Source organism: Haemophilus influenzae, from assembly GCF_900475755.1.
Lineage (GTDB): Bacteria > Pseudomonadota > Gammaproteobacteria > Enterobacterales > Pasteurellaceae > Haemophilus > Haemophilus influenzae_D.
In genome coordinates, this window is the sequence record NZ_LS483411.1 from 1,439,975 (window position 1) to 1,463,019 (window position 23,045).

Consider the following 23,045-nt stretch of genomic DNA (forward strand, 5'->3'; position numbering starts at 1 on the left):
CTAGACTACGCATAATTTTGGGGCTGATTCTGGATTCGACGGGATTAGCGAAGCCCAAGGTGCACGTCGAGGTGCGGTAGGCCTCGTAAATAAACCGCAAAAAAATAGTCGCAAACGACGAACAATACGCTTTAGCAGCTTAATAACCTGCATTTAGCCTTCGCGCCCTAGCTTCCGCTCGTAAGACGGGGATAACGCGGAGTCAAACCAAAACGAGATCGTGTGGAAGCCGCCGTTTGAGGATCGAAGCACTAAATTGAATCAAACTAGCTTAAGTTTAGCGTGTCTGTCCGCATGCTTAAGTGAAATTAAAGACGAGACTAAACGTGTAGTACTAAAGGTAGAGTAATTTCGGACGGGGGTTCAACTCCCCCCAGCTCCACCACTAAACAAGATCACAAACGGTCAAATTTATTGAAAAATCAATGGTTTGACCGTTTTTATTTAGTGTCTTATAGGTATATAAAAGATCAGTGGATTTCACGAAATATCACAATTTTTTGTAGTAAAAATAGTAGTAAGAACTTACAATGCAAAAATCTTACTACCATTTTATGAAATTCCTACCATGGCAAAAATCATCAAGCAGCTAACCATTGCACAGGTAAATAACGCCAAAGTGGCGGAAAAGATCTATTATTTATTTGACGGTGATGGGTTAAAACTCGTCGTCAAGCCAAACGGTGTGAAAACGTGGGTATTTAATTACAAACGCCCCTACACATTAAAACGTACTGAAAAAACTATCGGCACTTATCCAGCGGTATCGCTTAAATATGCACGTCAAAAAACGCTTAAATTTCGCCAACTTTTAGCCAATAAAATTGACCCACACGAATTTGAGCGAAAACAAGTCATAGACGCACTAAAAGAACAACAGAGTTTTTCCCATGTTGCAAATGAATGGTTGCTCTATCGTGCGAAAATTGGCAAAGAACAAGGCAATTACACAGAAAAGACAAGAATTGATACAGAAAGACGCACGAACGCCGCTATTGACTTAATTGGTGGCGTGCCATTCAAAGAATTGACTCTAAAACACGGTTTATCCGTGCTTGAACCTTATCGCCAATCTGGGGCAACGGCTGAATTGAAAAAGCGTTATTTGGTTTTAAAGTCAATCGCTGAGTATGCTGAACGTTTTGAATATTGGGAAATCAACAAATAGAAATATCTTGGTAATGATTTGCCTGCAGTGAACAAAAACAAACATCATCCTTCAATTCATTACAAAACCTTACCAGAATTTATGATCAGCCTTGCTCGAGCCAACATATCACAAACTGTTCGCCTTGCGATTTTGTGGGGTTTGCTCAACGCTACAAGGGCGAGCGAAACCGTCAGTGCAAAATATTCTGACATCATTGAACACGAACATTTGCCCACTGGTAAAGTGTGGAAAGTGGAAGTTTCAAAAGGCGGGAAAGGGGATCGATTGCACCTTGTGCCGTTAAGTAAACAGGCAGAAACCTTGCTTTCATACATCAAGCAACACGCAAATAAGGAATATTTGTTCCCGTCCACTTTATCAAAGGCGAGAAATAAAAAGCATATCAACAGCCAAACACCGAATGAAGTGATTAAAACAATGGACGGCGGCAAATACAAAGGCACTATGACAAATCACGGCATACGGTCGCTATTCAGTAGTTATTGCAATGATAATCGCCTAGAACTTGGCTTGGATAAGGAAATCATCGAAATTTGCCTAAGCCATTTGAATTCCGATGAAATAAGAAACGCCTATAATCGGGCTGAATATTTGCCTTACCGATTAAAGACGTTTCAAGAATGGGCAACCTATGTTGAAAAATGTGCAAATGGTCTATTTAAAGAAATTATCGCCGACAAGTCTTAATGAATTCGTTCAAGTCGCTTTCCGCAATTTTACGGGAGCGACCGAATTTATAAGACTTTAACTTTCCACTAGCAATCCAACGTTTCACTGTTGCTTCTGAACAAATCCCCGTCTGGGCAATCTCTTTGATTGAAAAGTATCGTTCCATTAAACATCTCCCTCTCTCACAAACACCCCATTCAACTGTGCCAAAATATCTTCTGTTGAATTTGTAACCCATAATCTGTTACTTCCTATGCATAATGCATTAAGGTCGGCTGGACAGGCGGCAAATTTATCTGGCACTAAGTCCCAAGTTCTCTCACAAACATAATCTATAAAATCAATTGCATCCTGTTTTATTATTAATGATGCAGCTGATATATCCCATTTCTTACGCTCAACAAAGTCTGATAATTCTTCATCTTCATTGATATTTACTTCTTTTTCCACTGCAATAACATAATCGGAATTTAAAATAATCTCCTCTGTAAACAAATCAGCTCCAATTGCATTTAATTTCAAAAACTTACTCATTTTTAACCTCACTTTTAATTAATTAACCCTAAAATCCCCCAAGCTCTCGCCCCAACCAAAGGCTTGAGCCAACGGAATTTTTTCTTCTTTAATGAAAACTTCATCGTTTTCACAACAAATCCACCGATAGTCATTAAGCCGTAACCGTCCATGGCGCATTAAAAGGTCAATTTGTGACGGTTTTAATGGCGAACCAATAGGCAACATCAATAAATTAGCTTGCTGTTCAATTTTTGAACGGTTACAGTTATTGACACAAGTCCGAGCTGCGCTCGCTGGTAGAGGTTGAGCTACGCTCAACCAAAGATGGATTAAAGTCCTTAGGACGTTTTTTAATCTCCCATCTTTTGGTTCGCGAAATCACCCGCTTAAGGCTAAAGCGATTGGCTAAGCCAATAATCGCTTTGCGCTGTTCACCATACTTGTTTGCCGGTTTAGTTTCATAATCTAATTTGATTGGCTGTTCTTCTCGTTTTGCCAGTGCACCCCCCTGAATTTCCATATAAGCGGCATAATCGTTCGCCACACCTGCTGCTTGCGCTTTATCAATGAGTTCATCATCGGCTTGACCGCTGATCAATCGGCGCAATTCACGCCAAACAGAAATGGATGCGCCACCGTAGAATTGGAACTGACGAATGCCCCAACGGCTCGCCCATGCACAAACGCGCAATGCGTTGTCGTGTAGGCTTAGTGTCGGGTCTTCATCTGACACTTCGCCAGCAAGGGCGAAACCGTCAATATTTTTCGCAATGTATTTCGCAATGTAAGCCGTTGCGCTGCCTTTTGTTTTATCACATTCTTCCACTTTGCAACGGTGTTCTGCTGCGCCTTTTTCATTGCCGCTAACTCTAGAGCTTTTTGTTTAAATAAGCGGATGACTTCTTCTTTATGTTCTGCTGGCACATAAGCTAGCGCATGCCAGTGTGGTGTGCCGTCTTTGTGCGGCTCTGCCACTCGCATCCCGTAAAATTTAATATCACGTTTTGCTAACAAAGCACGGAATTGTTGCCACACTTTGTTTAGATAGTTTTGCGTATCTCTTGGATTCACCCCCGACCATTTTTTATTGCCGTTTCCTGCATGGAATGATGATGGCGCAGTGAGGGTTAAAAATAAGGCTTCATTATTGTTTTCTTCTGCCCATTCTTCCAAGCCACGCAAGCGCACCATCATTTCATTACGACGTAATGCGGGGTTAGATGATGATTTTAAGAACATATCGAAAAGTTCGACCTGTTCTTCTGGATTGTCCACGTTTTGAATGATCATTGCGCATAAGTAATCATAGTTTTTACGCTGTTGCAGTTGCCATTCTTGGAAACTTTGATTGGAAATATAACTGGCAGCATTGGCACGCACCTCGCCACAGGCAATAGCAACGTGTTCAACTATTCGGCGTTGTGTGGTGCGTATTTTCTTAAACCACCACTTTTCACAAACAAGACGGCTTAATGTGCTATCAACATATTCCCCTTTAATCGGTTTGTTTTGTTCAATTTTCTCCCAATGGGGAATTTGAAACCCCATTGCCAGTGCCATTTCACCGCACTTTTTATAGAGCTCAAAAAAATGTTGATTGATGCTATCAGCCGTTTGTTTGGGATAATAATCCTTGATGTTTTTTATCGTTTCAAATTGGAATGATTCAAACGCTGTGGCGATTTGATACGCCATCTTTTTGATCTTACGTTCAGTAAGCAAATAAAACGGTAATTTGGCATTTTTAGCTTGTTGCTTACCATATTGCTTAAAATTAAAGCCCATTTTGTGAAGTTCGTTATACTGCTCGGCAATTTCTTCACGTGTTGGCACGGTCATAAACTTAGCTTCAAAACGTGTTTCAAATTGGGTTTTAATGTCTTGTTTTATATCTTGCAACCATTTAGGCGTATTGATGAACGCTTGCAAAAAATCCATATTCACGTTGTATTGTGAAAAGACTTTTTTCAAGCGCACATCTAACACATCGCGCAAATAATCATTGGCATGGCGGCGTTGTTTATTGCCAAGGGCAAAGGCAATTGAACCGTCATCTTTGATGGAGCGATAGGCTTTTAAATAGAGCTTGCGGAAATGCTCACGCTGACGTTGGCGTGGGAGACTTTCTAATTTACGTTCAATAAAATCAAAGTCGATTGGATTAGCTGCGAACAACTCTAGCTGTAATGATGTGTATCTGCCATCATCAAAAGGCAGAGAAGTGCGGTCAACATTCACCGCACTTTGCATCATCACTGCACGTGCATCTGCCATCGCTTGCTCACGTTTGGCAAGATTGGCATTACACTCAAGTTCCCAGTTCATCATCAAGAATCCTTACATTGCTGTATTGGCTAAATATTCACTGTGATATTCAAAATATTCTTTGATTTTGTTGTTGGTCGAATTCACTGCACTGACTAATTCTTCCAAACTCAACATTTCATATTGGGCTAAGTCATAACGGCGTACTTCTTCAATTGCGCCCCAAATTGTGTTATGTAAATTGCCTACTGTTCTTGTTTTTTGTTTGCCATACCAACTATCTTGATCGCCCATCACTTCAACCACTTGAAAGCGAGTGCCGATGGGTAAAATTTCTAGCGTTGCGCCACAATCTAGGGCGATACAAATATTGTTTTCCATTATTCTTTTTCTCCTTTACCAACGGCTATCTAGCACGTCCGTAATAAACTCAATTAATCCCATTACCGTCACAGCCACGCCAAGAACGGCAAACACCACCACGAAAAACATCACTAAACAACTTGTCATTTTCTTTTCTCTCTCCAGTCCGCCCATTCGGCGTGTTTTTTCATTAATTCTCGTTTCGCTTGAATTGCAATATCGCCCAAACGGATATATTCACTAAATGCCGTATTCGCTGATTGTTCATCGCCCTTATCTAAGTGGTAGAAATAAGCGAACAATTGTTCTTGTGCATTATCTAGCTTGTGATAAACATCTTTTGCACAAAAAGACAAAGCACCACGGCTTAAAATTATTGCTGCCATTTGTTATTCCCCTATCGTTTTATCAATTTGAGTAAATTCCCGCTCTGTTACGCCTTGTGAAAACATTCCCGAAAGTAACCGCATTTTACGTAGTGCACGGGCTATTTTGCGTTGTCCTTGTTCTGTGTAGTGATGGAGCTTAGTGCCTGTTAAATGCCCTGCACGTAAATCTGAAAAATCTAAATCGGCTAATTCCAACAGCATTTCTCGAAAGCCTTGTTGTAAACCGTCAAACTCTCGTTCTACACGGAATTGGCTTTTGCTTAACGAGTGCAGCACATCATCAAAACTTCGGATTTCAGGCACCTTTACTTGATTTACACGGCACCATTTTTCAGCGGCAGATTCCATTTCATCGTCAAAGCAATAAGGCATTAAGACCATCACTCCCCCCCATTCATTTATTTACGGAACCACCGTGTAACGCATTGGAAAATGCTTTGTTCACGTTTCCACTGTGCTTTTTCAAGTAATGCAATGCGATCGCTTAATGATTCATTCAGCAAAACTTGCTGGGCATTCACACCTGCTTGGTGCGAAATAGCTCGTTGTAAAAGTAAAATATGGCGCGTTTGTTCATTCAATTTTTGTTGCAACTGCCACACATTCACACGGCTATGAGGCGTGTTTTTTTCTTTGCTGTACACATATTTTTTTCTTGTCATTTGCTCAAACTCCTAAATTTTGGTTGCAAAAATCCTGTCGAATGAATTTCTTCAAACGACGGCGGTTAAATTACTGTTGGAAAATTAAGAATTAACCCGTAGGGATTTCGACTTGGCGAGTATCCGTTTCGTCTAACGGCTTACTGCCTAACATTGCTTGCTGATTGGTTTCAAAGCTTGCTGTTTCGACTTCTACAATCTCACTAATCACTTTAAAGCGACATTCACGACATCCACTACAATAACCAAATGAACGCGTGCTTAACTTAGATAACCGTTCAGAGGTGCGAACAAAAACATTTTCAGAACCGCACTTCGGACATTTAACATGAACTTTCACTTTCACCACCTTTTGTTATACTCAACTCCATCTTGATTAAACGGAGCTATTCTATGTATTCAACTTACCCTAAATTTTCTTTACCAAAATTCGATCGGCATATTTCCGCATTTATTGATACCTTTGAAATAGATACCGATGCTTGCCCACGGTTTGATAAAGAATTTGTTGTTGGCATTCAATGCCGCGGATTTATTTACCGACATATTCATTGTCAAAATATTGCTGAGCTTGACGCATTGGCAAATTATCTTGACTACTGTGGCGATTTTCGTCAGGAACTTCCGCCGAAAGGCGTAGATCGACTCTGGGTTCTTTTGGACGAAAGGTAAAAGAGCGAGAAAGTTTAATATTGCCGTCATTTACCACACCTTGCTCAAGGGCAAGGTTCATCCATTCTTCTAATTTTTCCATTGAATAGCGTTCACGAAAGCCGTCTTGGCTTTCCAGCCATAAGGAATATTCGCCATATTGATTTTGCAACAACAAAAAACGCCCTTTGCCTAAGGTTTCCCATTCTGTTCCGCCAGTATTATTTTTTTCACTCATACACACCTTCTTTTTTGTTCTACGCTCTCCACATTCCCCAATATGGATTGCACAGTTATTAAAATTAAAAGATAATCAACACCATAAACCACGACACCATTGAAAATAACGCCACGAGGTATGCCATGCTGACTCGATTTTTACGATTTCTCATATTTATCCTTAACTGGTCTATTGTTGCTGGAATCGTTTGGATTAATGTCATCTTACTGACTGATTAATTAATACATTCTTCCAATTTCAAACGAATAAAATCATTCAATTCCCGTTTATCCGCTTGAGCCATTTCTTGTAACTTTTCTTTAAAACTTGCCGTCACACGAAATGCAATAATTTCAGATTTTAGTTCGCGTTTTTTTTCTGTTTTCGCCATACCCTTTTCCTTGTTGTTGTTTTTGTTTACTTTGTTATACTTCTACTATCTAAAAAATTGGAATGCACAGAACGTTCCTATTACAGCGCAGATAAAACATAAAACTGGTAAATGGTTATGGTGATCATGGTATTGCTGTCCCAGTTCGTCTATTCTTTGCTTGGTTTGTTTTTCCTGTTCTTTCAAGGTTTGTTCAAGTTCTAATATGCGAACCCATAATTGTTCATCCACTTTTTTTGCCATAAAGCACTCCCATGTTTAAAAAATAAGGAACTCCCATGACTGACGAAACACTAGTTATCCCCATTGACGTTGATTCACCGCTCAACATCACTTTCCATGCCGAGACAGGAGAAATGACGGTGGAATATTTTCAGTTTGTTTCAGGTGCGCCACAGGCGAAGATGACTTTTCGCTATACACCGCAGGCAACACAAGAAATGCTGCGGGCGCTTGCGATTTTCCAAGAGAAACTCGGTACAACATTTTTAACGCAAGCCACGCCACATAACGTGCAATAGATTGTTTACATTGAGAAAGCATTGCCTTTTGTGTTTGTTTACATTGTTTGAGATATCATAACTAAATCTTTTTTAAATCAATATGTGATTTAAAAAAGATTTAAAAAATCTTATGAGGAAATCAAAAATGAAAGAATGGTACTCGGCATAAGAGTTAGAAGGGCTAGATGGATTGCCTGCTCAAGCAACAAATATCACTCGCAAGGCAAAAAATGAAAATTGGAAAATGCGCGAAGCCAAAGGTATAAAAGGCGGTGCGTTTGAATATCATATAAGTTCATTTCCTGATGTAACGAAAAATGCATTGGGCTTTACTGACGACACGGTGTGCGTCGTTAATCTGCATGAACCTTTGGCAAAAAAACACTATCCGAGTAGAAATTTTGGATATTGAAGCCAGTGCAGGAAATGGCACGTTTTTAACCCGTACAGAACAGGGCTTATTGGCGCAAGAGTTCGACTTGGATTTCTTCCGTCGCCAATTTGGGCGCACCGATGCTAAAAATTTAAAAATTATTGCGGTGAAAGGCGATAGCATGGCGCCGACATTAGAAAACGGCGATTTACTTTATGTCGATGTATCAGAAAATTATTTCAGTGCCGATGGGCTTTATGTGTTCACGTTTGATGATCACACATTCATTAAACGCTTGCAAAAACGTGGCCGTGAAATGTGGGCGATTTCTAATAATAAAGAAGAGTATAAAGAGTGGGAGATAAAACAGGATGATCCTGTCTATATTCACGAACGCGTGGTGTTTAGTTTGCCGATGAAGATGAAGAAGTGGTGATAAAATGACGGGATTTCTAGCATTTTTAGTTTTTGTAGCAGCGACTTACGGCTTTTATTATATTTTCCGCCTAAAAGCCGAATGAACTCGATTGGCTTCAGCGCCTCCTGCGGTGATTCTTGGTTGGTTAGCCACGGGGTTGTTTTATGCCTTAGCCACAACAGAGCATTATTTTAGGGGCTGACGTAGATTAGCAAGTGTGCTAGTCTATAAAAATAAATATAACTCATTGTAAATTAAAGAAATTTATACAAATAAGCTCCTTGAGTTTTTTGTATTAGAAATTACAGCCTGAGCAGCGGCTGATTTACTCGGTATCCAAGCCAATTCAGCGATTTTGTTTTACCGAAAAATTCGTGAAGTCATTAGCTATCATTTAGCCCTTGAAGCCGATGAGGTTGTTGATGGTCAAATTGAGCTTGATGAAAGCTATTTTGGCGGTCATCGTAAAGGAAAACGAGGTCGAGGCACAGCAGGAAAAATTGCCGTATTTGGTTTGTTAAAACGACAAGGAAAAGTATTTACGGTAGTGGTAGAAAATACCAAAACAGAGACATTAATGCCTGTTATTGTGAGGAAAATCAAGCCTGACAACTGGGTTTATACCGATACTTATCGAAACTATGATGCCCTTGATGTGAGCAAATTTCACCACGAACGAATCAATCATTCCGAACTATTTGCGGTGAAACAAAACCACATAAATGGAATAGAAAATTTCTGGAGTCAGGCGAAGAGAATCCTCCGAAAATATAATAGCATCGACCAAAAAACTTTCCTTTATTCTTGAAGGAATGTGAATTTCGGTTTAACTTTGGATCACCAAAAGAATAACTTAAAACATTGCTTTGCATAACCAAGCAGCTAACATTGCGCCAATTACAGACCTCAAGACAGGAACCCAAGCGTAATCGAAATTGGAACTACCTTTATTTTTAATTGGCATGATAGCGTGAACAAGACGCGGCATAAAATCACGTGTTGGGTTGATTGCATAACTTGTTAATCCACCAAAGGACATAACACCACCAGCTACTCCCGTAAAAACAAAGAACATTGCAACACCATTAGTAGGTTGTTGATGATTTAGTGCGAATAAAATAAATAACAATGAAAATGTGGTGACAATTTCAGAAAGTAAATTGCGTAAGTTATTAGAGTTTGTTGCAATAGTGGTAAAAGAACCTAATTGACAATTTTGATTGTCTTCTTCATCTAAATGATCTTTAAATAATAGCCATACAATCAGAGCACCAATAAACGCACCGATACATTGAGCAATAATATAGACTAACACAAGTTCTGTTGGAAATTTACCTACCGCCCAAAAATCAATAGTAACAGCAGGATTTACATGATCACCGGTGAGTGGTCCAAAAATAACAGCAATGGACACCATTGATAACCCCAACCACAAGCGGCAAGTAAACCACCGCTCCCATACATTCCTGATTTTTTAAGGAAATATTGGCACAAACGCCAAGTCCTAACACCATAAAAAATGCTGTTCCCACAAGTTCACCAAGATAAAGGTTGATATTTTCCATAATCTTCATTCCTATCTAGATATAAAAGAGTGCTAGAGATAACCCTAGCACTCCATCATTTATTCAATTTCAGCAATACAAGTTGGCTTGAATCTAGCCCGACAATGCGTAATGGCGCATTGATAAATTGCTTAATTTTGGCCCCTTTAGGAAGTTCAGAAAGATGCATATCTTCAATCACTGTGGTAAAACGCCCACTGTGATAACCTAAGATCGCTTGGTGATAATTTTTCGGATTTTCTGTATCAGGAACACGAGAAGAAGGCGAACCAAGTGCAAGGAAATCAATACCTACTCCTTTTAAATTAGGATAGTTATCGGATAAATATTTTCCCGCACTCGTCGCAATATATGGTCCTTCATTTTGATAAATTAACGGATTCTCAGTTCTGTATTTCTCAAACCCTGTGCGTAAGAAAGCAAAGGATACTTGCGCTAAAATATCCGCATAAGGCTCTAAATCTTCTTTCGTAATCCCTTCCGCTTCGTCTTTTGGAACCTCAAGTAATACAACATCCTTATGGCAAAAATACTCAATTGGCAATTCATTGATACTTAAACCATCTTTTACAAAGTAGCGTGCCGCATCCATATGTGTACCGCAATGATTTGGTATTTTAGAGATAAAACTGCTAAATGGTGTTATCTCATTTATATCAGTACAACGTATTACTTCAACGACAGGTTCGTCAGGTCAATCTAAATCATTTGGATCTAATGGGTGTGATAAATATATAAACATCATTGATTTCCTTATCTACGTTTTTGGTGTAATAACCATTGTATCACTTCAGGGCTGTTAAATACCGCATCCCATGTATTATGCGCATTATCATTTGCAATACCATTGTCACCCACTTTTTCTGTAGTAAATTCAGTATATTTGACATTTGGTGCATGAAGCTCTTTCAGGATGTTTACGTTAATTCGTGAGCCTTCAACTGGAGAGATTTTATCTTCTTTGCTGTGGAAGAACCACATAGGGATATCCTTAATGGAAGAAAGATTTTCTTTTGTTGCATTACCATCGACCCATTCATACGTATAAGCTTCACGCCCACTCATTAATAATGCACCAGCAAAAAAGTGCGGTCGAGTTAATAAGAGTTTTACTGCACCTTCAGAACCACGAGATAATCCCACTAAATAAATACGTGTTTTATCAATTTGTGGATATTGCATTAAAGTTTCATCAATTATTTTTAATACAAGATCTCGACGGTTTTCCGTTTGCCAATGGATACCACCTTGATGCCCTTTTGTAATATCATCAAAAGGATCAAAAACACTTTGATATTGCGGTGCTAACACGACACCTTCTTCATATTGTAAGGTTGAAATAGCGCCCTTACTTGAAAGCAAATGTGCTATATTATCTGACCCTACTTGCCCTGAACCATGAAGAAAAATGGTTAAAGGATAAGTTTTTTCTGTTTCAAAATGTGGTGTAAAAATTCTGTAATTTAGAAAATTAGCTTTATCTTTCAAATAAACACTTTTCACTGCAAATTGATCAAGCCAAGGTGTTTTAACATGCTCAAAAATAGCAGGTTGCATTAGCTGGATTTTATCTAAGGTTTTACCATTAGTCAGTTTCAAATACCCAATTTGATTAATTTGATAAATTAACTTTTCACCATAATATTGAGGGACTTTGTTGATTTGTTTTTTCTCAATCACAATCACATTACCATCTTTATCTCTTCCTTTGAATTGCATAGATTGATTATTTTCAGTCTTAAGGCTATAAAGATCGGCATTCTTGTCTTGATTATCTAATTCAATAATGACAAATTTACCTATTTTAGGTTGAGCAGATAATGTTGGTTCATTATTTACATAAGCACGTAAAATAGTACGTGGTATAAATTCTTCTCCATTAAGTGCGGTAGAAATTTGATAAGTTTTTCGAAGATCAGAACCTGAAAGTATATTATCTTCATATTCTAATGCTACAGCATTAACCTTTTGACCTTGTGCGGTGATTTCAGCTAAAAGTGTTACTTGAATTGGTTTTATATTTTTAAAAACCTTATCTTGAGCCAAAACATGAAATGCTGCTAGAAGAGAAAGTAGAATGCATATTTTTTTTAACATCATATTCTCCTTAAAATGAAATCCCCATAATATTTTTATCATGGGGATATTTTCTGGCTTAGAGATTTTTATTCTGAAGTTTGATATAGAATAAAATGCTAGCTAACATGACAATAGGGAAAAGTAGATCAAATACAGAGCCATCGTTGCCAAAAATCAAGTTAGCAAGAATTACTGAAATACCACCAATCCCCCAAGCAATCGTGGTTGGTACAGACCAAACGACCATTTGTTTTTTCACATCATTAATTCCCATCATACGGTTAACCACCCAGAATAAACTATCATTGAAATAACCAAAGAAAAGCGATCCCATGGTAGCAGCTTGAGCGGCTAATAGCATATTGACACCGGGTATTTGCGCAAGGATTGGGGCTGAAATTGAAGCAGCTGTAATCATTGCAACCGTACCTGAACCTTGAATAAAACGCACTAAAGTCGATACGATAAATGGAATTAAAATTGGTGAAATAGGTAAGTTTGCGATCTGTTCTGCTAATTGTTTTCCAGCACCACTATCGCGTAATACCGCACCTAATGCACCACCCGCACCTGTTACTAATAAGATAATACCAGCTGTTTTAACACCTTCTTCAAGATGAAGTGCAGTCGTATTTTTATCGGCTTTTGGTAATAATGTGTAAACAGAAATTAATACGCTTAATGCTAAAGCAATAACAGGGTGACCAAGGAATGAAACGATTTGATAAGGTATACTTGTCAATGCTTCAGGTACATCTTTAACGAATAAATGTACAACTGCTTTAATAAAGATTAATATTATTGGTAATACAATTGGTAGTAAAGAAAGCCCTAAACTAGGAAGTTCTTTTTTCTCACGACTTTCAATATAACTATCATATTTTTGTTTTAATTCTTCTTCCGTGAACACTTCTTGATTAAAGTTAGGGTATTTTTTATCTAACCATTTAGCATACAGAACTATTCCTACAACAGGCAAGACAGCCATACACACTCCAGTGAGTAACATTGCACCAATATCTACACCAAATAACCCAGCTACTCCCAATGGACCTGGTGTTGGTGGAACGGTGTGGTGTGTCACAACCAAGCCACCAGCCAAAGCAACGCCTAGAGTTAATAATGAGCGTTTACCATTTTTTGCGAGAGCTTTTGCTACTGGATAAAGGATAACAAATGCAGAATCTACGAAAATTGGAATACTCACTACGTAACCTGTAATGGCTAATGCCCATTCTTCTTTTTTCTGACCTAGCATTTTGATAAAACTATATGCCATTTTTTCTGCCGCACCAGAAACTTCTAAGACGCTACCCATCATTACACCAAGTCCGATAACAATCCCAATACTACCTAGTGTGCCACCAAATCCTTTTGTGATGGAATTTAAGGTTTCATCAGCTGACATACCACCTACTAAACCTGCAATTGAAGCTGCAATTAGCATTGCGATGAAAGCATGAACTCGCGTTCTTAAGACGAGAAAAACGAGAACAAATACAGCGATTAATAATCCAATAATTGGAATAGGTAAGCCAAACATAGTGCCTCCTACATATCATATTCAATAAACTGTTGGATAACATTTTGGAAATTGCTATCCACTTTGAAACCAAGAGCTAATGCCTGGGTGTTATCAATTCTTGCAGGCCAACTAGCAACGATATTGTTAATGCTTTCATCAAACTCAAATTTAATATGTTCTAAAATTGCTTCACCTTTTACTTGAGTGAGATCAGATAACATTTGTTTTACGGTAACACTAAACCCTGGAAGATTAATAGTATGCCAACTACGCAATGGAAGTGATGGAAGTTGTAAAGCATGAATAAAGTTTGCAACTACTGTATTTGGGCTAGATAACCATAAACGTAATTCTTCCGATACGGGACACACAGCATCCTCCCCATGTAGAGGTTCACGCATAATACTGCTAACAAATGAGGATGCAGCTTTGTTTGGTTTGCCTGGTCGAATACAAATGGTTGGTAAACGAATAACAATACCATCTACAAAACCTTTTCGTGAGTAATCATTAATCAGCAATTCACACATTGCTTTTTGTGTACCATAGGTAGATTGCGGTGTGAATGCTGTACTGTCTAAAATAGTTTCAGGTAGTTCTCCACCAAATATGGCTAAAGAACTAGAGAAAATAAACCGCACTTTAGGATTATTTTTGCGACAAATTTCAAGGATATTTCGTGTTGCTAAGAAATTAATTTCATAACCTAAATCAGGATCTTGTTCTGCATGACTACTTACGATAGCTGCTAAATGAAAAATAGCATCCGTTTCTTCAGTAATTAATTCATCTAATCCTGTTGGATAACGTAAATCCATTTCATAACATCGAACACGAGGATCATTATTTGGCGCAATAGGCTTAACAACATCAATTAAAATTAAATCATCAATATGAACATCATTCTGGGCTAATAGCGTTTTGGCTAAACGTTGTCCTAAGAACCCTTGTCCACCAGTAATTACAACTTTCATTGTATCCTCCTTAGATAATATATGTTTTTAAAACCGCAGTTAAATTTAAGAATATTTATTTATACTTCTGAAACCAATCCAATCCCGCTACGGTTTCACCACGTGGTTTATATTCACAGCCAACATAGCCTGTATAACCGATTTCATCTAGTTTATCGAAGATATATTGGTAGTTAATTTCACCTTCGTCTGGTTCGTGGCGTGCTGGTACGGAAGCGATTTGTACATGGGCAAATTTACCGTTTAACTTATCGGTTAAACGAGAGAGATTACCGTCAACATTTTGGGCATGGAAGTAATCCAGTTGAACAAAAACGTTATCGCGATCTACCAATTCTACGATGTCCAACGTGTCATATTGGCTTTTTAAGAAATAGTTAGGTTTAACTTCAGGACTTAACGCTTCCAAACAAATATTAATACCGTGTGGTTTGAATTTTTCAGCAGCATAACGAATGTTTTCTACAAAGGTCTGTTTGTAATCTTCACGATTTGCACCTTCGGGAACAACTGCCGCCATAATATGAACTGTTGGGCAGTTTAAAGTAATGGCATACTCAAGGGCTTGATCAATATGTTGACGAGCTTCAGCTTCGCGTCCGGGAGTCGCCGCAATGCCCCATTCGCCTTTGGTCACATCGCCTGCAGAAGTATTAAATAATACTTGGGTCAAACCATATTGATCGAGTTTGGCTTTTAATTCTTTAGCGGGGTAATCATAAGGCCATAAATATTCCACGTATTTAAATCCAGCGTTAGCAGCAACTTCAAATCGCTCTAAAAATGGTACTTCATTAAACATCATGGTTAAATTAGCTGCAAATTTAGGCATAATTATTTTCCTCTGTGTTCCAAATCTTTAATTTCGTCATCTGTGAGATAACGGATTTTTTGTCCTTTCAATATGAAGAATAATTTTGCGGTTTCTTCTAACTCTTCTGTATTATCTGCCGCATCAAGCAAGTCTGAGCCAGTGACAACAACACCATGATTAGCGAGTAAGAAGGCTTTGCCTGTTAAAGCTCTGTTACTTAATTCTTCTGCAATCTTTGGTGAACCCGGTCTATAGTAGGGAATAACTTGCATTTTTCCCACGCGCATTACGTAATATGGTGTAAATGGCTCTATAGCATTATTAGGATCCAAATTATCTAAGCAAGAAAGTGCGGTCAAATAGGTACTATGTAAATGCACAATGGCTTTGCACTCAGGATTTTTCTTGTACATAGCCAAATGAAATACTGCTTCTTTCGATGGTTTATCGCCCCCTAAAAGATTACCTTCCATATCCAATACAGATAAACGTTCTACACTTAACCGACCGAGTGAAGAACCTGTAGGGGTCACTAACACACGATTGTCATCTAAGCGAACTGATAAATTACCTGCACCGCCCACGGTGTAACCTCGCTCATAAAAAGAACGTCCGAGCTGCACCATTAATTCTTTTTGTGCTAAATCCGTCATAGGAACATTCCTTGTGCATATTCAAAAAAGTCTTCTTTGCCGAAATTGCCTGATTTAAGCGCAAGGAAAATATCTTCTTCTACCGCTTTTAACCAAGGCACACCCGGGGCAATTTGTTTACCAATATGGAACCCAGTAAAACCAAGTTCTTGCACCACAATACTTGAGGTTTCACCACCAGCAGTAATAAAGTTGACCACGCCGGCTTGTTTTAATTTAGCGGCAAGTTTGGCAAAAATGCTTTCAATGGCATGGCTGGCTTGATCCACCCCAAATTGATGTTGAATAGCTTTTAATACATCTGGTTGCACTGTTGCATAGACTATCGGGGCAAATTCGCTATCGAGATTTGCTATCACCCACTGATAAAGTTGTTCTACATAATTTTCATTATGGATGGCTTGCTCAACATCGAGTTGAAAGTGCGGTGCTTTTTCACGATATTTTTCCACTTGTTTATTGGTCATTACTGAGCAAGATCCTGACAATACAACTGTTTTGCCTTTATTCGGGGTAAAAGCGTTCACACCTTTTTTACCACCACTTAAACGCGCCGCCATATATGCTGCTAAACCAGAACCGCCTGTCACCAATTTGAAATCCGCCACTGCTTCAGCAAGTACCTCCAACTGCGAATTATCCACGGCATCAACAACCGCATAACGGTAGCCTTGTGCTTTTAATTCCGCAAAACGCTCTTGCACACGCGAAGCCCCTTTAATCACATCAGAATACGCCACCAAACCAGTTTTACCTTTGGCTTGTGCATCCATTAAACGCATTAAATTAGCATCAGTCATTGGCGTAATCGGATGATTTTTCATGCCTGATTCACTTAAGAGCAGATCACTTACAAATAAATAACCATTAAAAATGGTGCGACCATTCACTGGAAGTGCCGGTGTAATAACGGTGAAATCTTCATTTAATTCATCTAATAAAGCATCCGTGACAGGACCGATATTGCCTTTCGCTGTGCTGTCAAAGGTGGAACAATATTTAAAATAAAATTGTGTACAACCATTTTCCTTTAACCATTGATAAGCCCTCAATGACTGTTCAATGGCTTGATTCACAGGGTTGGAACGTGATTTTAGACTGATCACAATGGCATTTACTTTGCTGTTTAACGATTGTGTTGGAACACCGTTCATTTGCACCGTACTTAAGCCATTTTCAACCAAAAAACTGGCGATATCGCTTGCGCCTGTAAAATCATCTGCAATAACACCCAACATCGCTACGCTCCTTTTTTCGGTAAGTTAACACCACTAAAAATTTTAATCACTGCACTATCATCTTCTTTACCATAACCCGCATTGCTTGCCTCAGTGAACATAGAATAGGCTGTGCTTGCCAAATGAAGTGGGAAATGAAGTGATTTTGCAGTGTCATTAACTAAGCCTAAATCTTTCACAAAAATATCAACCATAGAAAGCGGCGTATAGTCACCTTCTACTACGTGTTTCATCCGGTTTTCAAACATCCAAGAGTTACCAGCTGCATTGGTCACAACATCATACATAACATCAAGTGGAATACCCGCTTTTGAGGCAAGAGCCATAGCTTCCGCACCTGCTGCAATATGTACGCCGGCTAATAATTGATGGACAATTTTCACCGTTGCACCTAAACCAATTTCTTCACCAATGTTATAAACTTTTGCCGCAGTGGCATCTAAAACAGGTTGTAACAACTCAAATGCTTGTTTTGAACCCGATGCCATAACAGTCATTTCACCTTTTAATGCTTTAGCTGCACCACCAGAAACAGGCGCATCTAACATAATCAAACCTAATTCTGTTAATTTTTGTGAAATTATTTGAGCATCTTGAGCCGCCATGGTAGAAGAAACCATCACCGCTGTACCTGCTTTTAATTTTTTAGCAATACCATTTTCGCCAAATAATACTGCGTTAGCTTGGGCTGCATTAACCACTAAAATCACTACAGCATCAAGTTCGTGAGCAAAGTCATAGCCATTTGCCGCTACAGCTTTTGCACCTGCCGCTTTTAGTTTTTCAAGTGCAACTGGGTTTAAATCAATACCATAGGTCGTTAATCCTGCATTAATGCAAGATACCGCTGCGCCCATACCCATAGAACCAAGACCAATTACTGCGACTGAATAATTTTGATTTTCCATTTTTAATCTCCCAATAGATCTTAACTAAATTTATCTGTATATTAGCCGATACAATAAATTAAATCTGAGATCTAGATCACAGAATGATAAAAAATGTTATTTTTTGTTAATTTTGGTGATAAAACGTTATGAGCTCATAATCTGATTTGAAATCAGGTATGGAGAAAAAGATGATTCCTGCTGAACGGCAAAAGACATTATTAAACTTAATTAGTAAACAAGGCGTTATTAGTATAAATAACTTAGTCAATATCTTAGGCGTATCGCATATGACCGTACGTCGTGATATACAAAAGCTCGAAGAGGATGGAAAAGTCATCTCTGTTTCGGGGGGGGTTCAATTACTTGAACGTTTATCCAGTGAACCAACACATGACGATAAATCATTACTAGCAACGACTGAAAAGACGGCTATTAGTAAAAAAGCAGTTGAGTTAATACAAGAACATTCCACTATATATCTAGATGCTGGCACGACAACACTTGAAATCGCAAAACAAATCGCTAATCGAAACGATCTACTTGTAATTACTAATGATTTTGTTATTGCCCATTATTTAATGGTCAATAGCCAATGTAATATTATGCATACTGGTGGGCTCATTAATAAATCAAATCGTTCCTCTGTGGGAGAATTTGCTGCCCAATTTCTACATCAAATTTCAGTTGACATTGCGTTCATCTCGACTTCATCTTGGAATTTAAAAGGGCTAACCACGCCTGATGAGCAAAAAATTCCTGTCAAAAAGGCTATTATCCAATTTAGTCAAAAAAATATCCTTGTTACTGATTCATCCAAATATGGCAAAGTAGCAACATTTCTACTATATCCACTTAGTTCACTAGATACGATTATCTGTGATAAAGGATTACCCGAAAATGCTCAAGCTAGAATCGCTGAAATGAATGTTGAATTATTTTTAGTATAAAATAAAGGGGCTGACGTAGATTAGCAAGTGTGCTAGTCTATAAAATGAATATAACTCATTGTAAATTAAAGAAATCTATACAAAATAAGCTCCTTGAATTTTTTGTATTAGAAATTACAGCCCAAGCAGCGGCTGATTTACTCGGTATCCAAGCCAATTCAGCGATTTTGTTTTACCGAAAAATTCGTGAAGTCATTAGCTATCTCATTTAGCCCTTGAAGCCGATGAGGTTGTTGATGGTCAAATTGAGCTTGATGAAAGCTATTTTGGCGGTCATCGTAAAGGAAAACGAGGTCGAGGCGCAGCAGGAAAAGTTGCCGTATTTGGTTTGTTAAAACGACAAGGAAAAGTATTTACGGTAGTGGTAGAAAATACCAAAACAGAGACATTAATGCCTGTTATTGTGAGGAAAATCAAGCCTGACAGCTGGGTTTATACCGATACTTATCGAAGCTATGATGCCCTTGATGTGAGCAAATTTCACCACGAACGAATCAATCATTCCGAACTATTTGCGGTGAAACAAAACCACATAAATGGAATAGAAAATTTCTGGAGTCAGGCGAGGAGAATCCTCCGAAAATATAATGGAATCGACCGAAAAAACTTTCCTTTATTCTTGAAGGAATGTAAATTTCGGTTTAACTTTGGAGCACCAAAAGAACAGCTTAAAATATTGAGAAAATGGCGTGGTATTTAGGGCTAATCTACGTCAGCCCCTTACATTATCTTGGCAAAGGGTATCATTGGTGGGATTGAACGTTCGGTAAAATATTTAATGCCACTGCTATTTATCTTCTTAATTGGAATGGTTATTCGCAACGTAACATTACCGGGCGCAATGGAAGGCATTACATTCTATTTAAAACCAGATTTCAGCAAAATTACGCCACAATTATTTATCTTCGTTTTAGGTCAAGTCTTCTTCGCATTAAGTCTTGGTTTTGGTGTATTAATTACCCTTTCCAGTTACCTCAATAAAGAAGAAAACTTAATCCATACTGCAGTGATTACAGGTTTCACCAACACAATTATCGCCGTACTTGCTGGCTTTATGATTTTCCCCTCACTTTTCACTTTTGGAATTGAACCAAACGCAGGGCCAACATTAGTATTCCAAAGTTTACCTATCGTATTTTCTCACTTATGGGCAGGTAAATTCTTTGCAATTATTTTCTTCGGCTTATTATTAATTGCTGCGCTAACGACTTCTATCACAATTTATGAAGTAATCATCACGGCATTGCAAGAAAAACTCAGAATGCGTCGTGGTAAAGCCATTATTTTTACGCTTGGAGGGATCTTTCTATTAGGCAATATCCCTGCAATTTTAGGGGGTAATCTATGGAAAAGCGTAACCATCTTCGGCAAAAGCATTTTTGATTTCTACGATTACGCCAGTGGAAATATTCTCTTTATGCTGACCGCACTTGGCTGTGCTATTTTCGTGGGTTTCGTATTAAAAGATGAAGCTAAAAAAGAACTTTCTTCAACAAAATATTCAACTTTTATCAAAATTTGGTTTAACTACGTGAAATTTGTTGTCCCCGTGATCATCTTAGTGATTTTTATTAGCAACCTGTTCTAAAAAAGAAAAAACCGAGTAAATGCTCGGTTTTCTTTTTTTTTAATTCCTACAAAAATATTATTACTTTTAAGCTAATCCCTTGTCTTTCTTTTATTACATTTTCTAACCGCACTTTATTATGCTTGTTTTAACTGGGTTATTAATATGACAACATAAATCCAATGTAGGGTGGGCGTAAGCCCACGCATTTGACTTAAATAATTATCCTTAGTCATATTTATTTTATCGTGAGCGTAAGCCCACTCATTTAACTCAAATAATTATCCTTGTCATATTTATTTTTTCGTGGGCTTACGCCCACCCTACGGACTTGGTTATTGATATGACAAGGTATAAGTTGCGCGACCTTCTAATTCTCCACCTTCAATTTTTTTGGAATTATCCAATTTAATTAATTCGGGAGTAAAGCTAATAATGTATGTATTTTGCTGTGGAAATTCTTTGGTTAATTTAATTTGGTTTTGAGTGCCTTTTTTAGGGCTGTCAGGTCCGAAGCTGATGTAATTACCATTTTTTTGTTTCAGTTTTATGCCAACATTGGCAGTTTGCGCGCCGTTATTTTTGTAAATCATTTTAAGTGTATCACTTCTGTTGCCAAGATTATTTGCATCGGTAAATACAATCCACGGGTTAATATAAGCGTTTGAACCGCAGTTTACACGAATATCTACATCACTTGTTTTAATAGGCGTGGTAATGTCTGAACTCTTTTTCGTGCCGAAATCTCGAGTATAATCTGCCACTCCTTTAATATTACAGGTTACTGCAGTAAGGCGTATTGTTACGTTACTGCCGTTGATTGCTGTCCCAGCATCTTCGGTAACTACTGGTTTCGGTCCTGAACGACTGTATCCATTTAAAGAAAATGCCCCGAAATACGAGTTTTGTAATTTGAGATCAATATCTCCGCTTGGAAATTGAAAGCCATGTACTAAATGACTAAGATCAATCGGTGTAATTTCCATTATCGGTGTTATACGTAACTCTTCTCCTGTAAATCCACAACCACTTCTAAATGTATAAAAATAATCATTTATATTATGCCAATCTTGAAGCCTAGTATTTTCCCCAACCCTTGCAGGCTGACCTGATAATCTAGTTTTAATTCTAAAAGTAAAGCCTAAATAAGGGAATTCTTTTAGCTGAAAAATAGTCGGAGATGTATTAGGAATCTTATTCCAAATAAATTCATCTAAACGTAACTCAGAGGCAAAACAGGAATTATTTCTTGAGCTTGATTTTTTGGGGATCTTATAAGTTTCCATTGTAATTTCGTGTTTACCTAAAGCTTGGATCAGTTTTTCCATATTAATAGGTTTTAAAGTCAAACTAGGATTATCTCGTGGAAAAAGATAACGCTCTGTTAATACTGGTCCTTTAGGATAATGTACTACAGACTGCCCACCGGGAAAACGAATACACCCGTGATTTCCTCCTGTATCACACTCATTATGCCACACTCCTTGCTTATCCGCCTGCACCTCTTGAGGTATAGCATTGAGAATAATAAAAAGAGCGGTCAATTTTTGAAATGTTTTTACAAATTTATTCATAGAATACCTCAAAGGTCATTTCGCTGGCGACTTTGCCAGCTTTGTCTGAAGATCCAGCTGTTACAGCATAGAATTTGGCTGTCAGGGTAATGTCAAAAGTGTCTCCATTTGCTTTTGCCCCAAGTTGAGTGCCAGTATATCCACTACTAGCGGAATTATCTGTCGGTAAGGTTTGTTTTGTTACTTTAATCACTTTTCCAGCCTCACTGCCACTTGTGGCAAAAATTTGGATACCAACACTATCTTTATTGCCTGAATTCTGCACCGTATTTTTTAAATAGTATTGCACGTTCAATCCATTAGTTGTAATAACCTTAAGTTCAGCATAAGGCGAAACAAAATAATATTTCAAGCGATTTGCGTTTTTCGTATTCGGCATTTCGCCACAATTTCTTACAGAAAGAGTAAAGTCTGTTCCGCCAACAGTGGTTCCTTCTCCTGTAAACTGATGGCTTCTTACCCGCCCTAAATCGACGGTTTTTCCCGCGGTTTCGGTGGTAATATTACATAATCTAGCTGCAAGCACCTTGCCTGAAAAAGTCACTTTACCGTGATTTGCAGCATAGCCTTGTGGCAAGCCGAATAGCAAAAATAGCACGCCTGCCCATAAGCTCGTTTTTCTCATTTT

General features: G+C 38.2%; 29 protein-coding genes, 1 other RNA gene and 4 pseudogenes. 10 read left to right on the plus strand and 24 right to left on the minus strand.

Annotated features, from left to right (window positions below; genetic code table 11):
• The first annotated feature begins 19 nt into the window (after window positions 1–19).
• The 3 genes from ssrA (at window position 20) to DQN24_RS09165 (ending at window position 1,858) form a co-directional block, all read left to right on the plus strand.
• Window positions 20–385: a transfer-messenger RNA gene (gene ssrA, locus DQN24_RS07045) on the plus strand.
• Window positions 386–568: 183 nt separating this feature from the next.
• The gene (locus DQN24_RS09160) at window positions 569–1,168 is read left to right on the plus strand and encodes an integrase arm-type DNA-binding domain-containing protein (RefSeq protein WP_021035114.1); all 600 of its coding nucleotides are present in this window, start codon (window positions 569–571) and stop codon (window positions 1,166–1,168) included.
• A 27-nt stretch (window positions 1,169–1,195) separates the two neighbouring features.
• On the plus strand, window positions 1,196–1,858 hold the full coding sequence (locus DQN24_RS09165; RefSeq protein ID WP_021035113.1) for a tyrosine-type recombinase/integrase: 663 nt from the start codon (window positions 1,196–1,198) through the stop codon (window positions 1,856–1,858).
• Here DQN24_RS09165 and DQN24_RS07055 read toward each other — a convergent pair.
• The 12 genes and pseudogenes from DQN24_RS07055 to DQN24_RS07110 form a co-directional block, all read right to left on the minus strand.
• Window positions 1,839–2,078: a helix-turn-helix domain-containing protein gene (locus DQN24_RS07055; RefSeq protein ID WP_331838477.1), complete on the minus strand. Its 240-nt coding sequence runs from the start codon at window positions 2,076–2,078 to the stop codon at window positions 1,839–1,841. The genes DQN24_RS09165 and DQN24_RS07055 overlap by 20 nt on opposite strands.
• On the minus strand, window positions 2,006–2,374 hold the full coding sequence (locus DQN24_RS07060) for a hypothetical protein (protein WP_054249382.1): 369 nt from the start codon (window positions 2,372–2,374) through the stop codon (window positions 2,006–2,008). The genes DQN24_RS07055 and DQN24_RS07060 overlap by 73 nt, the downstream gene beginning before the upstream one ends.
• A gap of 14 nt (window positions 2,375–2,388) precedes the next feature.
• Entirely contained in the window at window positions 2,389–2,526 is a 138-nt protein-coding gene (locus tag DQN24_RS09285; protein ID WP_021035111.1) for a hypothetical protein, read from the minus strand.
• 30 nt (window positions 2,527–2,556) lie between these two features.
• Window positions 2,557–4,684, minus strand: a pseudogene (locus DQN24_RS07075) (replication endonuclease); the annotation flags it as partial.
• A 9-nt stretch (window positions 4,685–4,693) separates the two neighbouring features.
• Window positions 4,694–5,002 (minus strand): hypothetical protein, encoded by a 309-nt coding sequence (locus DQN24_RS07080; RefSeq protein WP_021035110.1) that lies wholly within the window; start codon window positions 5,000–5,002, stop codon window positions 4,694–4,696.
• A 125-nt stretch (window positions 5,003–5,127) separates the two neighbouring features.
• Window positions 5,128–5,370 carry a hypothetical protein gene (locus DQN24_RS07085; RefSeq protein WP_005668404.1) on the minus strand — a complete coding sequence of 81 codons (243 nt, stop codon included), beginning with the start codon at window positions 5,368–5,370 and terminating at the stop codon, window positions 5,128–5,130.
• Between the two features lie 3 nt (window positions 5,371–5,373).
• Window positions 5,374–5,754 carry a hypothetical protein gene (locus tag DQN24_RS07090; protein WP_041175322.1) on the minus strand — a complete coding sequence of 127 codons (381 nt, stop codon included), beginning with the start codon at window positions 5,752–5,754 and terminating at the stop codon, window positions 5,374–5,376.
• A 17-nt stretch (window positions 5,755–5,771) separates the two neighbouring features.
• Window positions 5,772–6,035 carry a hypothetical protein gene (locus DQN24_RS07095; protein WP_021035107.1) on the minus strand — a complete coding sequence of 88 codons (264 nt, stop codon included), beginning with the start codon at window positions 6,033–6,035 and terminating at the stop codon, window positions 5,772–5,774.
• A gap of 91 nt (window positions 6,036–6,126) precedes the next feature.
• Window positions 6,127–6,375: a hypothetical protein gene (locus tag DQN24_RS07100; RefSeq protein ID WP_041175321.1), complete on the minus strand. Its 249-nt coding sequence runs from the start codon at window positions 6,373–6,375 to the stop codon at window positions 6,127–6,129.
• 192 nt (window positions 6,376–6,567) lie between these two features.
• Complete coding sequence (locus DQN24_RS07105) at window positions 6,568–6,924, minus strand: hypothetical protein (protein ID WP_111695611.1); 357 nt, start codon at window positions 6,922–6,924, stop codon at window positions 6,568–6,570.
• Between the two features lie 217 nt (window positions 6,925–7,141).
• Complete coding sequence (locus DQN24_RS09000) at window positions 7,142–7,297, minus strand: hypothetical protein (protein WP_005633752.1); 156 nt, start codon at window positions 7,295–7,297, stop codon at window positions 7,142–7,144.
• Between the two features lie 45 nt (window positions 7,298–7,342).
• Window positions 7,343–7,540, minus strand: a complete 198-nt coding sequence (locus DQN24_RS07110) for a hypothetical protein (RefSeq protein ID WP_021035103.1) — start codon at window positions 7,538–7,540, stop codon at window positions 7,343–7,345.
• Window positions 7,541–7,575: 35 nt separating this feature from the next.
• On the opposite strand from DQN24_RS07110, the gene DQN24_RS07115 reads away from it, so the two are divergent.
• The 4 genes and pseudogenes from DQN24_RS07115 (at window position 7,576) to DQN24_RS07130 (ending at window position 9,443) form a co-directional block, all read left to right on the plus strand.
• Window positions 7,576–7,818 (plus strand): hypothetical protein, encoded by a 243-nt coding sequence (locus DQN24_RS07115; RefSeq protein WP_041175320.1) that lies wholly within the window; start codon window positions 7,576–7,578, stop codon window positions 7,816–7,818.
• A gap of 172 nt (window positions 7,819–7,990) precedes the next feature.
• Window positions 7,991–8,212 (plus strand): DNA-binding protein, encoded by a 222-nt coding sequence (locus tag DQN24_RS07120; RefSeq protein WP_021035101.1) that lies wholly within the window; start codon window positions 7,991–7,993, stop codon window positions 8,210–8,212.
• Window positions 8,163–8,609 carry a S24 family peptidase gene (locus tag DQN24_RS07125; RefSeq protein WP_021035100.1) on the plus strand — a complete coding sequence of 149 codons (447 nt, stop codon included), beginning with the start codon at window positions 8,163–8,165 and terminating at the stop codon, window positions 8,607–8,609. Before DQN24_RS07120 ends, DQN24_RS07125 begins: the two co-directional genes overlap by 50 nt.
• A gap of 215 nt (window positions 8,610–8,824) precedes the next feature.
• Window positions 8,825–9,443 (plus strand): annotated as a pseudogene (locus tag DQN24_RS07130) (IS1595 family transposase).
• Window position 9,444: 1 nt separating this feature from the next.
• Here DQN24_RS07130 and DQN24_RS07135 read toward each other — a convergent pair.
• The 10 genes from DQN24_RS07135 to ltnD all read right to left on the minus strand — a co-directional run bounded on the left by DQN24_RS07135 (window position 9,445) and on the right by ltnD (window position 18,347).
• Window positions 9,445–10,008, minus strand: coding sequence for an MIP/aquaporin family protein (locus DQN24_RS07135; RefSeq protein ID WP_021035098.1), 564 nt, complete (start codon window positions 10,006–10,008; stop codon window positions 9,445–9,447).
• Complete coding sequence (locus tag DQN24_RS09005; protein WP_162690879.1) at window positions 9,968–10,156, minus strand: hypothetical protein; 189 nt, start codon at window positions 10,154–10,156, stop codon at window positions 9,968–9,970. Before DQN24_RS09005 ends, DQN24_RS07135 begins: the two co-directional genes overlap by 41 nt.
• A 55-nt stretch (window positions 10,157–10,211) precedes the next feature.
• On the minus strand, window positions 10,212–10,826 hold the full coding sequence (locus DQN24_RS07140; protein ID WP_373271671.1) for a cyclase family protein: 615 nt from the start codon (window positions 10,824–10,826) through the stop codon (window positions 10,212–10,214).
• An 83-nt stretch (window positions 10,827–10,909) separates the two neighbouring features.
• On the minus strand, window positions 10,910–12,253 hold the full coding sequence (locus tag DQN24_RS07145; protein WP_111695612.1) for a phospholipase: 1,344 nt from the start codon (window positions 12,251–12,253) through the stop codon (window positions 10,910–10,912).
• 58 nt (window positions 12,254–12,311) lie between these two features.
• A complete protein-coding gene (locus DQN24_RS07150) occupies window positions 12,312–13,778 on the minus strand; it encodes a GntP family permease (RefSeq protein ID WP_111695613.1) in 1,467 nt (488 codons plus the stop codon).
• Window positions 13,779–13,786: 8 nt separating this feature from the next.
• Window positions 13,787–14,734, minus strand: coding sequence for a D-erythronate dehydrogenase (gene denD, locus DQN24_RS07155; RefSeq protein WP_050847019.1), 948 nt, complete (start codon window positions 14,732–14,734; stop codon window positions 13,787–13,789).
• 55 nt (window positions 14,735–14,789) lie between these two features.
• Window positions 14,790–15,566: a 2-oxo-tetronate isomerase gene (gene otnI / locus DQN24_RS07160; protein WP_111695614.1), complete on the minus strand. Its 777-nt coding sequence runs from the start codon at window positions 15,564–15,566 to the stop codon at window positions 14,790–14,792.
• Between the two features lie 2 nt (window positions 15,567–15,568).
• Window positions 15,569–16,201, minus strand: a complete 633-nt coding sequence (locus DQN24_RS07165; protein WP_050949271.1) for an aldolase — start codon at window positions 16,199–16,201, stop codon at window positions 15,569–15,571.
• Entirely contained in the window at window positions 16,198–17,439 is a 1,242-nt protein-coding gene (gene otnK, locus DQN24_RS07170) for a 3-oxo-tetronate kinase (protein ID WP_111695615.1), read from the minus strand. The genes DQN24_RS07165 and otnK overlap by 4 nt, the downstream gene beginning before the upstream one ends.
• A gap of 2 nt (window positions 17,440–17,441) precedes the next feature.
• Window positions 17,442–18,347 (minus strand): L-threonate dehydrogenase, encoded by a 906-nt coding sequence (ltnD, locus tag DQN24_RS07175; protein ID WP_015702001.1) that lies wholly within the window; start codon window positions 18,345–18,347, stop codon window positions 17,442–17,444.
• Between the two features lie 170 nt (window positions 18,348–18,517).
• Here ltnD and DQN24_RS07180 point away from each other — a divergent pair, with 170 nt between their 5' ends.
• The 3 genes and pseudogenes from DQN24_RS07180 to DQN24_RS07190 form a co-directional block, all read left to right on the plus strand.
• Window positions 18,518–19,276 carry a DeoR/GlpR family DNA-binding transcription regulator gene (locus DQN24_RS07180; RefSeq protein WP_041175318.1) on the plus strand — a complete coding sequence of 253 codons (759 nt, stop codon included), beginning with the start codon at window positions 18,518–18,520 and terminating at the stop codon, window positions 19,274–19,276.
• Between the two features lie 44 nt (window positions 19,277–19,320).
• A pseudogene (locus DQN24_RS07185) lies at window positions 19,321–19,976 on the plus strand (IS1595 family transposase).
• A 21-nt stretch (window positions 19,977–19,997) separates the two neighbouring features.
• Window positions 19,998–20,864, plus strand: a pseudogene (locus DQN24_RS07190) (sodium-dependent transporter); the annotation flags it as partial.
• 314 nt (window positions 20,865–21,178) lie between these two features.
• Here DQN24_RS07190 and DQN24_RS07195 read toward each other — a convergent pair.
• Together DQN24_RS07195 and DQN24_RS07200 are read right to left on the minus strand one after the other, a co-directional pair.
• Window positions 21,179–22,417 (minus strand): fimbrial protein, encoded by a 1,239-nt coding sequence (locus DQN24_RS07195; RefSeq protein ID WP_111695616.1) that lies wholly within the window; start codon window positions 22,415–22,417, stop codon window positions 21,179–21,181.
• Window positions 22,410–23,042: a fimbrial protein gene (locus tag DQN24_RS07200; protein ID WP_227894296.1), complete on the minus strand. Its 633-nt coding sequence runs from the start codon at window positions 23,040–23,042 to the stop codon at window positions 22,410–22,412. The genes DQN24_RS07195 and DQN24_RS07200 overlap by 8 nt, the downstream gene beginning before the upstream one ends.
• Window positions 23,043–23,045: the final 3 nt, after the last annotated feature.

Coding starts and splice junctions, on each gene's coding strand:
- DQN24_RS07180 (WP_041175318.1), top strand. CDS start 18,518: ATGATTCCTGCTGAACGGCAAAAGACATTATTAAACTTAATTAGTAAA.
- DQN24_RS07135 (WP_021035098.1), bottom strand. CDS start 10,008: ATGGTGTCCATTGCTGTTATTTTTGGACCACTCACCGGTGATCATGTA.
- DQN24_RS07150 (WP_111695613.1), bottom strand. CDS start 13,778: ATGTTTGGCTTACCTATTCCAATTATTGGATTATTAATCGCTGTATTT.
- DQN24_RS07125 (WP_021035100.1), top strand. CDS start 8,163: ATGAACCTTTGGCAAAAAAACACTATCCGAGTAGAAATTTTGGATATT.
- DQN24_RS07085 (WP_005668404.1), bottom strand. CDS start 5,370: ATGGCAGCAATAATTTTAAGCCGTGGTGCTTTGTCTTTTTGTGCAAAA.
- ltnD (WP_015702001.1), bottom strand. CDS start 18,347: ATGGAAAATCAAAATTATTCAGTCGCAGTAATTGGTCTTGGTTCTATG.
- DQN24_RS07055 (WP_331838477.1), bottom strand. CDS start 2,078: ATGGGTTACAAATTCAACAGAAGATATTTTGGCACAGTTGAATGGGGT.
- DQN24_RS09285 (WP_021035111.1), bottom strand. CDS start 2,526: ATGGACGGTTACGGCTTAATGACTATCGGTGGATTTGTTGTGAAAACG.
- otnI (WP_111695614.1), bottom strand. CDS start 15,566: ATGCCTAAATTTGCAGCTAATTTAACCATGATGTTTAATGAAGTACCA.
- DQN24_RS07105 (WP_111695611.1), bottom strand. CDS start 6,924: ATGAGTGAAAAAAATAATACTGGCGGAACAGAATGGGAAACCTTAGGC.
- DQN24_RS07145 (WP_111695612.1), bottom strand. CDS start 12,253: ATGTTAAAAAAAATATGCATTCTACTTTCTCTTCTAGCAGCATTTCAT.
- DQN24_RS07115 (WP_041175320.1), top strand. CDS start 7,576: ATGACTGACGAAACACTAGTTATCCCCATTGACGTTGATTCACCGCTC.
- DQN24_RS09160 (WP_021035114.1), top strand. CDS start 569: ATGGCAAAAATCATCAAGCAGCTAACCATTGCACAGGTAAATAACGCC.
- DQN24_RS07095 (WP_021035107.1), bottom strand. CDS start 6,035: ATGACAAGAAAAAAATATGTGTACAGCAAAGAAAAAAACACGCCTCAT.
- DQN24_RS07165 (WP_050949271.1), bottom strand. CDS start 16,201: ATGACGGATTTAGCACAAAAAGAATTAATGGTGCAGCTCGGACGTTCT.
- otnK (WP_111695615.1), bottom strand. CDS start 17,439: ATGTTGGGTGTTATTGCAGATGATTTTACAGGCGCAAGCGATATCGCC.
- DQN24_RS07200 (WP_227894296.1), bottom strand. CDS start 23,042: ATGAGAAAAACGAGCTTATGGGCAGGCGTGCTATTTTTGCTATTCGGC.
- DQN24_RS07080 (WP_021035110.1), bottom strand. CDS start 5,002: ATGGAAAACAATATTTGTATCGCCCTAGATTGTGGCGCAACGCTAGAA.
- DQN24_RS09000 (WP_005633752.1), bottom strand. CDS start 7,297: ATGGCGAAAACAGAAAAAAAACGCGAACTAAAATCTGAAATTATTGCA.
- DQN24_RS09005 (WP_162690879.1), bottom strand. CDS start 10,156: ATGGAAAATATCAACCTTTATCTTGGTGAACTTGTGGGAACAGCATTT.
- DQN24_RS07090 (WP_041175322.1), bottom strand. CDS start 5,754: ATGGTCTTAATGCCTTATTGCTTTGACGATGAAATGGAATCTGCCGCT.
- DQN24_RS07195 (WP_111695616.1), bottom strand. CDS start 22,417: ATGAATAAATTTGTAAAAACATTTCAAAAATTGACCGCTCTTTTTATT.
- DQN24_RS07110 (WP_021035103.1), bottom strand. CDS start 7,540: ATGGCAAAAAAAGTGGATGAACAATTATGGGTTCGCATATTAGAACTT.
- DQN24_RS07060 (WP_054249382.1), bottom strand. CDS start 2,374: ATGAGTAAGTTTTTGAAATTAAATGCAATTGGAGCTGATTTGTTTACA.
- denD (WP_050847019.1), bottom strand. CDS start 14,734: ATGAAAGTTGTAATTACTGGTGGACAAGGGTTCTTAGGACAACGTTTA.